Genomic DNA, 12,420 nt, shown 5'->3' with positions numbered 1-12,420 from the left:
TAATGAATGAAATTATTTGGTATGTTCGGATAAATGCCCGGTTCGACCCGCGCTCGGGGCTGTGGTCCAATTCGGCTGTAACACTTTACGTTTGTCGCGGATGGGCGTTAATGGCGACTCTAATTTACGCGCCACAATCAAATATAAGCTGCCCGCACTGGGTAGCCATGAGGCCAAGGTTTGCTGCATAAAACGGCCATCATTAAACTCACCAATTAACGGGTGGTAGACTAAACGCTCATCGCTGACGACTTGGTAGCCTAATAACCCTAACCAATCTCGCACTCGAGATGGCATGAAAAAACGCCCACACCAGGGCAGATTGTCCTGATATTTTGGCCATAACTTACCGAGAAACACTGGGCTTAGGGGGTTAAAGCCCACGATAAATAAGTATCCGCCGGCGATCAGCACCCTGTCGGTTTCCCGTAGGATACGGTAAGGATCGGCTTCAAATTCGAGCAGCAGGCTCATCAGCACCGCATCGATCACCCCATTCTGCAGGGGTAAGTGGCAAAAATCACCAATTAACGAGGCATTGGGTTCTGAGCACAGAGAGAAATGGTGGGCAACGGGGGATGCCATGCTCGAGAGATCGGCGCTTAACGGACCGAGTTTGAGTAAGTGGTAGCCAAACACCCTTGGCCACCAATCGGCAAGCTTATCGGCAACGGCTTGTTGGAGTGCAGGACCATTGGGCAAATCATCCCATTGCTCGGGTTTGCGCATAGAACTGTTATACGACACAAGTCTCCTCCCTTCACGTTACCCATATGCTTAATGCTGAATGCAAATCACCCATCTTGCCCATTACCGCCTAGGCATTTGTCCCTAGCTTATGCCATAAGCAATTGGCATGGACAATCGCAATAGTCGCCAAGTGAGCCCCTCTTATGGATAATAACCTTATCTTCAAAACGAAATACAGCGATCGGCGGTGCTATGCTCACTATAACAGCGATTAATGCCTTTAATGACAATTATATCTGGATGTTGCGACAAGACTCCCAGCAAGCCGTGTATGTGGTTGACCCAGGTGATGCCAATGTCGTGCTCGACAACTTGCACGCCCAGCGACTCTCGTTAGCGGGTATTTTGATCACCCATCACCATAGGGACCACACGGGTGGGATCGCCGCCCTAACGGACCATGTAAAACAGACTACAGGCCATGACTTAGCGGTTTATGGTCCACAAAGTGAAGATATTCAAGGCATCAATCAGCCGATTGCTTCAAAACAGAGTGACACACTCACCCTGCCTTTTATTGAATCGCCCGTACGTATCCTGTCCGTACCCGGGCATACCGCTGGGCATATCGCCTATCTGGTTGATGACGCATTATTTTGCGGTGATACCCTCTTTAGCGCAGGTTGCGGCCGCTTATTTGAGGGCACACCAAGCCAAATGTGGCAATCCTTAAGTCTGCTCGCGGCGCTGCCCGATGAAACCCGAGTCTACTGCGCCCATGAATACACCTTATCAAATCTGAAGTTTGCCCAAACGGTCGATACTGATAATGAAGCGCTTAACGCCTACGTGGAGCAGGCAAGCACCCTTCGTGCCCAAGGCAAAGCCACCATTCCCTCTACGATCGGATTAGAGCGAGCCATTAATCCCTTCCTGCGCCCTTTGTCGCCCCCCATAGTCGACAGCATAAAAAATCAGTTTTGTGATCAAGATCTGACTAAAGCAGATGAACTGACCTGTTTTACCCTACTCAGGCAGTGGAAAGATATTTTTTAGTAAAAAACGATCTATTTATGGCTGAAATTTATACAGTTTTTTCCACTTTTGATGATGTAAATCAAAAGTGACCCTACAAGATGTACGATAATTTAGGGACAAGATCAAAAAGATCCCATAGAATGGCTCGTTTTTGCGTGAATACTTTGCGCTCTGTGTTGCCACTATTTACATAATAATCAATTCGTTAGCTTATTTAGGCTAGATGAGATTGTGCAGTGGCAATGCACTAACAGAGGACTATCGTTTTCCATGAGAGTATCACTTTATGTTGTAGTAGGGGGATTTGCCCTACTCACAGGTTGTCAGACTTTAGACAACCATCAGGTGACCAAGCCTGAAGCTGAAACCGTCACAACCGAAAATACCGTCCCACAGTATTATCTCGCAACCGAACCCGAGTCGGCGCAAATTACTGATGTATGGGAGCGAATTCGTCAAGGAATGCAACTCCCCGTTCCTGACAAAAAATTAGTTAACTATTATCGCGATTGGTACATCAAGAATCCCAAACACCTCGAAGTGATTTCTGAGCGTGCGGCGCCTTACATGTATTTGATCGTCGAAGAGCTTGAAAAGCGCCATCTCCCCATTGAGATCGCGTTGCTACCGATTATCGAAAGCGCCTTCGATCCCAGCGCATCCTCAGCCAGTGCCGCCTCTGGGCTTTGGCAATTTACGACCCCAATGGCCAGCCATTTTGGGTTAGAGATGAACTGGTGGTACGACGGTCGTCGCGATGTGCCCGCCTCCACGGTGGCCGCGTTGGACATGCTCGAATATCTGTACGACAAAACCAATAACAATTGGCTTTATGCGATTGCAGCCTACAACTCGGGCGAGTCTCGCGTCCTCAATGCGATTAAACGCAATGAAGATAAAGGCCTTAAAACCGATTTTTGGTCACTGGATCTGCCAAAAGAGACTGAGCGTTACGTGCCACAGTTATTGGCCCTCGCCGAAGTGATTAAACATGCCGACGAGTACGGCATCACGCTAGCGCCAATTGAAAACAGCCCTTCTATTGAAGTGGTTGATATCGATAGCCAAATTGATTTAGCTATGGCTGCAGGGCTCGCCAATATGACGACCCATGAGCTATTAAAACTCAATCCTGGATATAACCGCTGGGCCACCGCACCGACGGGACCCCATACGCTGGTATTGCCGATTGATAAGTCAGAAGAGTTTAAAAAAGCACTGGCCGAAACCGAGAGTGACGCACGTGTAAGTTGGCTCAGATACACCATTAAATCCGGTGACAGTATCGGCGCCATTGCAAAGAAACACCATACCACAGTCAATGCGATCCGCGCGGCTAATGGTATGAAAAATAACAATATCGTCGCGGGTAGACACCTGATTATTCCGGTCTCTGCCGACGATAAACAGCTGTATGCCATGTCAACCAGCCAGAAGTTACCTAAAAAAGCGGCAACTTCGACCTCTGGCAATAAGTTGACTTACCAAGTGAAATCCGGCGATACCCTGTGGCAAATCGCACAGAATCATAAGGTATCGGTGAAACAGCTCACCGCTTGGAACCATTTAAGCAAAGACAGTAAATTGCAGATGGGCCAAAAACTGACGATCGTTGCGCCGCAAACCCAAGCGGAAGCGGAGCAAATTCGTACCGTCAGCTACAAGGTGAAATCTGGCGATTCCTTAGCGCGCATTGCCAGCAAGTTTAAAGTGACGGTTGCCGAGCTGCTCGAATGGAACAGCTTAACCTCATCACAATATATTCAACCCGGCCAAGTGTTAAAGCTGGTTGTGGATGAAAGCAATTTAAATGCGTAATGCTGAGTTTGAAAACGACTTAGATATTGAGTTAAGCCCGACTTATCGGCGATAGAGCCACAAGCACTAACACTTAAGCTTGTTGTGATAAGGCAAACAAAAAGGCAGTAACACTGGGTTACTGCCTTTTTTATTCGCAAGATCCGTTCTAAGTCCCCTCGAGACTTGCCCTTCGAGCCTGCACTCTTTCAATCTGCAATGTTAAATACACAGTAGTTTGCAAGAATGGCGCTATGTTTAGCAACCGCTACTCGAGGGTGAGCAAGTACACCACGGGCGCCATTGCTGGCAATTCACTCTCCAGCGCCTTAGCGGCAAATTGCGCCTCAAGATGAGCCCCTTCATTTGGGATCCCAGCCAAGGCTTTTGCCGGGATCGCAAACCTGACCACCAGCTCCTCACCAGCCGCTAACTGAGTATCACGCAGGGCTTGAGTAAACATCATATCGTCAGACCAAGCCCAAAGACGCTTTCCTTGCACTGTGGTCAGTAGCAAATCGGCTGTCATGCCCGAGTGATAACGCAGTGCAACCGCCTGAGTCGAGGGATTGCGAACCGTTAATGTCGCCTTAAGGGGTTGTTTAAAATCCACAAAAGCATCGAGGGAAAGCGTACCAGTGAGCAAATCCTGAGACTGATTGTTCGAAACCTGTTCCACTTTTAAGCTGGATTTTGCTTCAATTCCCTGTAGTTTGGCCGCTAAATCGGCGGTCTGTACCACTTCAGGTTGTTTCGCCGCCTCGGTACGAATATCCGTTTTTGGCGGATTAGGCTGGGCCTGCGGGGCAAAGCAGCCAAACAGCTGCCCCGCCAGCAATGCCATCCCAAGTGGGCGCGCAATGCGTGTTAATGTCTGCTTAGGTCGACGCTTGCTAGCAGAAACATGCTTAGCGATGTGTTTTCCCATGCCTAAAAACCACCGAGTTTTTTCAGTAGGGAGTCCTTTAATTTATCCTTGGCTTTATCCGTTTCTTCCTTCAACTGATTGTTCAGCAGCGCTTGGGTATCTAAGGCATACTCAGGTTTTTGGAAGGTGCCGGTGATCGCCAGTGGAATATCAATGCCAGCCAATGCATCTTTCTCGCTACCGCCCTGACCTTTGAGGGAATTGACTAAGGTCGTGGTCAATCGGTAATCCAAGCCTTCGGTCAACAGGTTTGCACTGCCTTTACCCGCCACCCGTAATAGCGGTGATGACATGGCAAGATCAGGATTTGTCGCTACACCGTTTTCTAGGCTGAAGTTACCCGTCAAGCTCGAGAAGTCGGTTTTACGCTCTTCTTTGGTGTCGGCAGACATGTCACCTTTTAACTTGGCCTGAGCACTACGGATCATTTGTGGAATATTCACCCCGTAAAGGGCACCGTCGGTAATATCAAAACGGCCATTAGCAAGTAGGTTTTTCTTCAACTGCTCTGGAATTAAACTCTTACCTTTACCCTTAACGTTGAAATTGGCCGTACCTGCTAGGATTTCCAGCTCAGCGGCATCCTTAAGTAATGGACGAATTTGTACACCCGAGATTTGCTTATCAAATTGGTAACTGGCAACTTTTGAGCGGGCATCAACTTGCGCATTGAGCATCAATTTACCTTGGTAAAGATCCGCCGTCAGTTGCTTAAGATCAACCACACCATTCTTAATGCCTAAATCCATCAACCAGTTCTGCGTTGACAGGTTCGCCACCTTGATGGATTTCACAGCCAATGTCAGTTTGGCATCTAAGCCATTGAGCGCGGTAAGATCTGGCTCAACCGCCTGAGTCTGTGAAGGCGTGGCAGCGGCTTGTTTTTCCGCCGTATCCGATTTTGGCAATAAGGCATCGAGGTCAATGTCACCCACTTGCAAATCCGCGTTAATTTGCGGCACTTTACCGCCGTAATTCACCGCCAACTTGCCCGCTGCATTGATATCCATCGCCGTTAATTTACTGATGTCCGCCGACAACTGCTTTTTATCTAATGCGATTTGACTGTTTAGACTAACCTCTGCGGTCAGTTTTTTATTGGGGATCCCCTCGCCTTCAACTTGAGTCGCAATATCCAGCTTCTCAATCACCAGTTGATTAAAATCATGGCTTAACTTGATTTGCCCTTCGCCTTTGCTGCTCACTGTCATATCAGGCAGGGTCGCGGCAAATTCGTAGGCCATAGGCGCAAATTTATCGAGTGAAAATGCCCCCAGCGTAAATTGCTTCAAGGTTAAGGTTTGGGTTTGTCCCTTAGCTTCATCAATCAAATTGATTTCGGTATTGGTAATCGAAACGCCGCCCACATCAATGCTGGTTAATTGTGCTTTGGCGCTAGGCTCGGCAGGCGTTGCGGGTTTATCTGCGCCCTTGCCCGTTAAGCCATCGAGGCTCGAACTGCCATTTTTTCGGGTGACCAAATTGATTTTGGCACCATCAAGGCTTAGCTGCGCGATTTCAATTTGCTTGCTAAACAGTGGCATAAGCTCGACTTCTGCCACAGCTTTATTCACTTCAAGCATAGCTTTAGGTGTAAATCCCTCGGGGTTGGAGAGTGAGATCCCCCCTAGATTAATCCCAACCGTCGGGAAAAATGTCCACGACAAATCATCACCGATGACAAGCTCACGCCCAGTTTGCTTTTTAACGGCGTTGACAATTTCTGGTTTAAAATCATTAGGGTCGAAAAATACGGTGAGATATAAGGTGACTGCAACCACTAAGGTCACCAGAAGAGCTAAAAGCCACTTAATGAATTTCATAGAAACATCCTTATCAATAACATCTTGAATTTTTGGTAACACTTAACTTAGAAAGGCAAAGTTTAATGATGCCTCGCTCACGGCAATACCATTCTCATCGGCATAAAGCATCATGCCGGGTTTTACTGTCACAGCGCCAAACTCAATCGGCACATCGATTTGACCTTGGTTTAATTTTTCGGTCTTGATAGGCATAGCCCCTAAGGCATAGACGCCGAGATTAAAAGTAGAAAGCCTTGCCACATCACGGACATAGCCATTAATCACCACCCCCTGCCAACCGTTATCGAGGGCACTTTGCGCGATCAAATCCCCAAGTAACGCCCGCCGGGGTGAACCGCCACCATCGACGACCAATACTTTTCCATGACCGGGCTGGGCCAGCACTTCTTTCACTTTGGAGTTATCTTCAAAACATTTGACCGTCACAACTTCACCCCAAAACAAACGCTTACCACCAAAACTGCGAAAATCGAGCGGTAACAGCGACAGTTTTGTAGGGTAGTGATCGAACAAATCAGGCAATAGATCAAGCATTTGGATCTCCGCGAAGTGAAAAGTTTAGACTAACCATTATTGTAGACCCCTACAAGCCCAATGCGAAACTCGACTTTTTAATGAGGTTTACACTTTAAATAGTTTATGAGCATTGGCATAAACATGATAATCTGCGATAGTTAACCTCCTATGACACCCGCTTGGGTACGTTAATTCATTATTTCGCTTCTCAACTTCTTGTAATAAAGTGAACACCAAATGACAACAGATCTTGATTTGCAAAGCGCTATTGCCGCGCTCGATGAATATGGATATGAGAAAAAAGCCTCAACGGATCTTGAGCAAGCCCGTAATAAACAACAAATGGGGAAATATATCAAATCCCTAGACTACAGTTTACGTCGATTATTGATATTGCAAGAAACTGTTAACGAATTAGTAGAAGAAAAGAAACATCAGCTTGCACAACAAGAAAACATTCAAACCTATAAAACCAAAATCATTAACCTCTCTCGCGAATTAAACCTTTCCTACGAAGAAGTATTAGCCATCATGGCAGATGCTGACACTAAGAAATAATCTTCTTCGAAAATTACACATCTTACCCTTTCCGCTAATATCTCGGTTCAATAAAGCATCTCAGGATTGTTGCTTGAGTGATTTTGGCGGTCTTAAGGACGTTATGGAACATCATTCATGACCAATGAATCGATTTTAAGCGAATGGCGTTTAGCGAATAGATATAAGGCGCTCTGTTAGCGCCTTATATCTGGATGATGGATTACTGCTCTAACATTAATTGGCGAATATATTTCACCGGCGCACTACCATAACTTAAGAACTTCTCATGGAATGCTTTTAGGTCAAAATCCTTGCCTTTAAGTTGCTTATATTCCTCGCGGAAATCGTAAATTTCACGGTAACCCGAGTAGTAACTCGTCAGCTGCACTTGGCTTAGGGTGGCACGGCGCCATTTGCCTTCCGCCTCAGCACGTTGCTGGAACGCTTCATCCATCATCAGACTAATGGCTTGCTCTTCAGTCATGCCTTTAACATGAATGCTGTAGTCTAAGATGGTGTTACAGATAACACGTAAATTCCACTTGTAATACATTAACCACATTTCAGGCTCGAAATTACCATAACCTTCTTCAAGCATCATGCGTTCGGTATAAACGGCCCAACCTTCGACCATAGCGCCATTACCAAATAAGCTTTTCACTAAGCTTGGCGACTCATTGGAATAAACTAATTGGGTGTAGTGTCCAGGAATCGCCTCATGGATATTTAAAATCTGTAATATCCAGTGGTTATATTCGCGTAAATAGCTTTCAGCGGATTCATCACTCATACCATCGAGTGGTGTGACGTTATAATAGGTATTGCCTAATTTATCATAAGGACCAGGCGCACTAATCGAAGCTCCCGCATAACCACGCATATACTCAGGGGTTTCACGTACGACTAATGGTTTTTTAGGATCTAAAGTCACTAAGTCTTTTTGATTTACAAATTCAATCAACTCAGGAATTTGTTTACGCACTTCGCTCACAAAGTCATCACGCTTAACGTGCTGTGTCGATAATTTATCAATCAATTGACGAATCGCGATTTTATTGTCGGCAGGTTTTGGTGTAGTGAAATATTTTGGCCACAGCTTGTCGGTGATCTTCGCCATTTCACCTTGCACTCTTTCTTTATCCGCCATGGCTTTTTGATAAAGTTGTTTTGCTGTCATGCCCGCTTGGATATCAAAGGCAAACTTTTGCTCGTATAATTCTTCGCCAATTCTAAAGCTGCGGGCGCCGTCTTTTTTAAGTTGGCTGACCTGTGCATTTAACCAAGTAATATGTTCGTTAATCGCTTTCGTTGCCGTATCGAAACGGGATTTAAACAGCGATTTTTCCGCATCCGACAGACCCGAATCCGCTACTTGCTTCAATAAATCATAGGAGAAGACCGAAAACGCACCTTGGTTTTGCATCACAGCCAATTCAGTGTGTTCTAGGGTTGGCTGCTGGATATTGCTGCGCGCCGCGGCGTAATAAGCGGGGATATTTTCCATTCTGGCCAATACGGAACGTAATCTGTCATCCAGTGGCGCAAAGTTTTCGTTGATGATTTGTGCAAAACCGCCCGCCACGTTATAGCTCGAGGGATCCCATTGCCATGATTTAAAGTCGGTGATTTCCCACGCCATGCTGTTTAGCAGATTATCAATCAGGTGATAATCGATGGTTTCGTTAGAGCTCAGAGACTTAAGTTCAAACTGTTTCAGCTTTGCCTGCTGGGCTTTCACAAAGGCGAGCGTCTTAACACGGCTGGCTTCATTGGGGATTTCTAAATAGCCATCATTAACGTGTTTGCCGCTGTAGAGTGCCCAGGTTGGCGCTAATTGCCACAGATCATCGATAAAGGTCTGGCTAAATTGTGCAAAGGCGCTGGTCTTGACATCAGCACTGACTGCGCTTGATTTGGCGGTATCGGCTGACGCTTGAGTTGATTGCGATTGGCAACCCGCAAGGCCTGTGAGCGATAACAAGATCGCAAGAGAGATGGCGGTTTTCTTCATTCTTTTTCGTCCTTTTTATATTTATGCGTTAATTCCAGTGCCTCGAGGCGACCGTAAGCGTCTAAAACTTAACTCATCAGACGCCAATAAAAGGACTTAAGTTAATCATATCAGCCGCCTAATTGCAGCTGTGTTGCAAGCGAATACATGCCCAGTTACAAATTTGTAAGCCCGAGTGCCGATAGCACTCAACTATCAACCCGTGTGAGATAATCCCCTATTTCACTATCGCTACTGCTATAATAGCGACCTGCTTCGCTGTTCGCCTCAGGCCTACAGTTTGCCAATAAATCATTTAGTTGAGACTCTCAATGCCATTCTCCCAACTTGGATTACACAGCGCGCTTGTCAAAGCTGTGACTGAACTGGGTTACACGACCCCTACGCCGATACAGACAAAGGCCATTCCCAGCATTTTAGCGGGCAAGAATGTGCTTGCTGCGGCGCAAACGGGTACAGGTAAAACCGCCAGTTTTGTGCTGCCGCTGCTGCACAGATTCGCTGACGCGCCCAAGATCCGCCCTAAGCGAGTGCGAGCCATCATACTCACACCCACACGTGAGCTTGCGCTTCAGGTCGAAGAAAATATCAACCAATACGCCAAGTATTTACCCTTAACGGCCATGGCGATGTACGGTGGTGTCGACGCCGCGCCGCAAAAGAAACGGCTGATTGAAGGCGTCGATTTACTGGTGGCCACGCCTGGGCGTTTGCTCGACATGTATACCCAAAGGGCCATTCGTTTCGATGAAGTCTCAGTATTGGTGCTCGACGAAGCCGACCGCATGCTCGATATGGGCTTTATCGAAGATATTAATAGCATCATAGAAAAACTCCCCGAGCAGCGACAAAACCTTTTATTTTCAGCCACCTTATCGAAACAGGTGAAAGCGCTGGCGAAATCCGCGATTCCGGACGCCATCGAGATTGAAATCAGCCGTAAGAGCGCGGCGTCAACTCATATTGACCAATGGTTGACCACGGTCGATAAAGATAAAAAGTCGGCGCTGTTAAGTCATTTGATCCAAGAAAATAACTGGTCACAGGCATTAATTTTTATCCAAACCAAACACGGCGCCGCCAAATTGGTTAGCCAGTTAGAAAAGCGTGGCATTGTTGCAGAGGCTTTTCACAGTGGGCGTAGCCAAGCGGTGCGCGAGCAACTGCTGATCGATTTTAAAGCGGGTAAAGTCTCCTTTTTAGTCGCCACGGGCGTGGCCTCACGCGGCATTGATATCGATGCCTTAGCGCGGGTGATTAACTACGACTTACCCGATGAAGCCGACGACTATATCCACCGCATTGGTCGTACAGGACGTGCGGGTAATCAAGGGGAAGCAATTTCCTTTGTCTCTAAGGATGATTTTAGAAACCTATGCGCCATTGAGCGCCGCTTAGGTCATATTATCGTGCGCAGGGAGATTGCTGGCTTTGAGCCGAAAAAAGTCGTGCCGATTTCTATACTCGATTTTGTGCCTAAATCGGCATCTTCAACAGAGCGTAAATCCCATAAACTCGCCGAGACAAGTGCTCAACCACGCCCCTATTCGAGTGGCAAGCCGGGCACCTTTGAGGCGACACAAGCCAAGAAACATCGCAGTGCCAAGGCGACTTCTGCGCCTAAAGGCCAAAAGGCAGGGGCTGATAGTCGCTCAGATACTCGCTCAAATAGCCGCCCTGCTAACCCATTGCAAGGTAATCCATGGCAAAACAGCATTAAGCCGCAGGGCGATAGCGAACCCCAAGCAAATCCTTGGCACAAAAGCACTAAGTGAATTAGCAGCTTATTAACGAATTAACTCAAAATAGCAGAAGCAAATATGACGATTATTTTTACAACCAACCTAGGTGATATCAGTATCGAACTCGATATGGAGCGCGCGCCCGTTACCGCCAAAAACTTTATCCGCTACTGCCAAGAAGGTTTTTATGAACACACGATTTTCCATCGAGTGATCAAAGGCTTTATGATTCAAGGCGGAGGCTTTACCGCCAAAATGAAAGAAAAGCCCACCCACGAGCCGATTGTCAACGAAGCCAACAAAGGCCTATCGAATGTGTTTGGCACTATCGCTATGGCCCGTACCGATGCACCGCACTCGGCGACCGCGCAGTTTTTTATCAATACGGCCAACAATGAGTTCCTCGACCACACGGCAACCACGAACAACGGTTGGGGTTATGCGGTATTTGGTAAAGTCACCGCGGGACTCGAGGTCGTGCTGCAAATTGAAGGCGTAAAAACCACCCGTGTTGCAGGCCATGAGGACGTGCCCCGTGAGCCAATCATTATCGAAAAAGTAACTATTGTTGAAAAATAATAATTACCGTTGAAAAATAGTAATGATCGTTGAATAAGTTACTTTATCTAATCGATGAATAGTGTGGCGTTACTTAGCTGTGGTACAGCAATAGCGCATCCATTCCTTGATAGATAAGGCTTTGGTTTTAAACCCTAGATAGAAAAAGGAGCACTCAACTCAATGGTTAGTTGCTCCTTTTTGTTTTTTCACATCTGATTGTTTATTAACGTCTGGCTGTTTATTAACGTCAGTTATTAGAGACTAAAAGCTGCTGGGATGGCGTTAATCCAGATTCTTAAGCGGCCACAGCACGATATGATCTTCAATATCTTTCACCCTGCGCTCATCCACCACTTTGCCTTGAATCGACATCCCCGCAAGGTGCATGGCTTCTTTAGAGCCCGTAAGTAATGGATGCCAGCTTGGCAAGTCTCGACCAGCGGCTAAACGACGATAGGCACAGCTATCGGGTAACCACGTCAGTTCATGGACGTTTTGCGGTGTGATCACAGTACATTGGGGAACATGGCTAAAACGGTCACTATAATGCTTGCAACTGGCACTTTGATGATCGAGCAGTAGGCAAGCTGCATTGGTGTAATACAACTCTTCGGTTTCATCATCGATCAACTTGTTTAAACAACACTTACCACAACCATCGCAGAGGGACTCCCACTCCTGCGACGTCAACTCGGTTAACGCTTTATTCTGCCAAAATGCCATGTTTACGCTTATCTTCATATAAAAAACCCGCTTAATGCGGGCCATTTT

General features: G+C 46.7%; 11 protein-coding genes. 5 read left to right on the top strand and 6 right to left on the bottom strand.

Annotated features, from left to right (window positions below; genetic code table 11):
• Window positions 1-12: 12 nt before the first annotated feature.
• Window positions 13-747: a class I SAM-dependent methyltransferase gene (locus tag K0H59_RS09475; protein WP_220055349.1), complete on the bottom strand. Its 735-nt coding sequence runs from the start codon at window positions 745-747 to the stop codon at window positions 13-15.
• 195 nt (window positions 748-942) lie between these two features.
• On the opposite strand from K0H59_RS09475, the gene gloB reads away from it, so the two are divergent.
• Entirely contained in the window at window positions 943-1,746 is an 804-nt protein-coding gene (gene gloB / locus K0H59_RS09470) for a hydroxyacylglutathione hydrolase (protein WP_220055348.1), read from the top strand.
• A 252-nt stretch (window positions 1,747-1,998) separates the two neighbouring features.
• Complete coding sequence (locus tag K0H59_RS09465) at window positions 1,999-3,546, top strand: LysM peptidoglycan-binding domain-containing protein (protein WP_220055347.1); 1,548 nt, start codon at window positions 1,999-2,001, stop codon at window positions 3,544-3,546.
• 247 nt (window positions 3,547-3,793) lie between these two features.
• Here K0H59_RS09465 and K0H59_RS09460 read toward each other — a convergent pair whose 3' ends face one another.
• Genes K0H59_RS09460 through K0H59_RS09450 form a run of 3 tightly spaced genes read right to left on the bottom strand, consistent with a single transcriptional unit; the run spans window position 3,794 to window position 6,813 of the window.
• Window positions 3,794-4,453: a BsuPI-related putative proteinase inhibitor gene (locus K0H59_RS09460; RefSeq protein ID WP_220055346.1), complete on the bottom strand. Its 660-nt coding sequence runs from the start codon at window positions 4,451-4,453 to the stop codon at window positions 3,794-3,796.
• Between the two features lie 2 nt (window positions 4,454-4,455).
• Window positions 4,456-6,276: an AsmA family protein gene (locus K0H59_RS09455; protein ID WP_220055345.1), complete on the bottom strand. Its 1,821-nt coding sequence runs from the start codon at window positions 6,274-6,276 to the stop codon at window positions 4,456-4,458.
• Between the two features lie 42 nt (window positions 6,277-6,318).
• Window positions 6,319-6,813, bottom strand: coding sequence for a putative 4-hydroxy-4-methyl-2-oxoglutarate aldolase (locus tag K0H59_RS09450; protein WP_086904121.1), 495 nt, complete (start codon window positions 6,811-6,813; stop codon window positions 6,319-6,321).
• Between the two features lie 219 nt (window positions 6,814-7,032).
• Here K0H59_RS09450 and K0H59_RS09445 point away from each other — a divergent pair, with 219 nt between their 5' ends.
• Entirely contained in the window at window positions 7,033-7,353 is a 321-nt protein-coding gene (locus tag K0H59_RS09445; protein WP_011717305.1) for a hypothetical protein, read from the top strand.
• Between the two features lie 202 nt (window positions 7,354-7,555).
• Here K0H59_RS09445 and K0H59_RS09440 read toward each other — a convergent pair whose 3' ends face one another.
• Window positions 7,556-9,346 (bottom strand): DUF885 domain-containing protein, encoded by a 1,791-nt coding sequence (locus K0H59_RS09440; protein WP_220055344.1) that lies wholly within the window; start codon window positions 9,344-9,346, stop codon window positions 7,556-7,558.
• Between the two features lie 311 nt (window positions 9,347-9,657).
• Between K0H59_RS09440 and K0H59_RS09435 the strand changes: the two genes are divergently transcribed.
• Both K0H59_RS09435 and K0H59_RS09430 read left to right on the top strand, forming a co-directional pair.
• Window positions 9,658-11,121 (top strand): DEAD/DEAH box helicase, encoded by a 1,464-nt coding sequence (locus K0H59_RS09435; RefSeq protein WP_220055343.1) that lies wholly within the window; start codon window positions 9,658-9,660, stop codon window positions 11,119-11,121.
• 45 nt (window positions 11,122-11,166) lie between these two features.
• Window positions 11,167-11,667, top strand: a complete 501-nt coding sequence (locus K0H59_RS09430) for a peptidylprolyl isomerase (RefSeq protein ID WP_086904117.1) — start codon at window positions 11,167-11,169, stop codon at window positions 11,665-11,667.
• A gap of 264 nt (window positions 11,668-11,931) precedes the next feature.
• Here the strand turns inward: K0H59_RS09430 and K0H59_RS09425 are convergent, their stop codons facing one another.
• Window positions 11,932-12,372 carry a YcgN family cysteine cluster protein gene (locus tag K0H59_RS09425; protein ID WP_220055585.1) on the bottom strand — a complete coding sequence of 147 codons (441 nt, stop codon included), beginning with the start codon at window positions 12,370-12,372 and terminating at the stop codon, window positions 11,932-11,934.
• Window positions 12,373-12,420: the final 48 nt, after the last annotated feature.

The sequence above is a fragment of the Shewanella sp. FJAT-51649 genome, assembly GCF_019457435.1.
Lineage (GTDB): Bacteria > Pseudomonadota > Gammaproteobacteria > Enterobacterales > Shewanellaceae > Shewanella > Shewanella mangrovisoli.
This window is presented reverse-complemented; position numbering and strand designations above follow the sequence as displayed.

Bases quoted from the DNA above. Each gene is read 5' to 3' on its own strand.
- K0H59_RS09425 (WP_220055585.1), bottom strand. From the start codon at position 12,372: ATGGCATTTTGGCAGAATAAAGCGTTAACCGAGTTGACGTCGCAGGAG.
- K0H59_RS09445 (WP_011717305.1), top strand. From the start codon at position 7,033: ATGACAACAGATCTTGATTTGCAAAGCGCTATTGCCGCGCTCGATGAA.
- gloB (WP_220055348.1), top strand. From the start codon at position 943: ATGCTCACTATAACAGCGATTAATGCCTTTAATGACAATTATATCTGG.
- K0H59_RS09455 (WP_220055345.1), bottom strand. From the start codon at position 6,276: ATGAAATTCATTAAGTGGCTTTTAGCTCTTCTGGTGACCTTAGTGGTT.
- K0H59_RS09465 (WP_220055347.1), top strand. From the start codon at position 1,999: ATGAGAGTATCACTTTATGTTGTAGTAGGGGGATTTGCCCTACTCACA.
- K0H59_RS09430 (WP_086904117.1), top strand. From the start codon at position 11,167: ATGACGATTATTTTTACAACCAACCTAGGTGATATCAGTATCGAACTC.
- K0H59_RS09450 (WP_086904121.1), bottom strand. From the start codon at position 6,813: ATGCTTGATCTATTGCCTGATTTGTTCGATCACTACCCTACAAAACTG.
- K0H59_RS09435 (WP_220055343.1), top strand. From the start codon at position 9,658: ATGCCATTCTCCCAACTTGGATTACACAGCGCGCTTGTCAAAGCTGTG.
- K0H59_RS09460 (WP_220055346.1), bottom strand. From the start codon at position 4,453: ATGGGAAAACACATCGCTAAGCATGTTTCTGCTAGCAAGCGTCGACCT.
- K0H59_RS09440 (WP_220055344.1), bottom strand. From the start codon at position 9,346: ATGAAGAAAACCGCCATCTCTCTTGCGATCTTGTTATCGCTCACAGGC.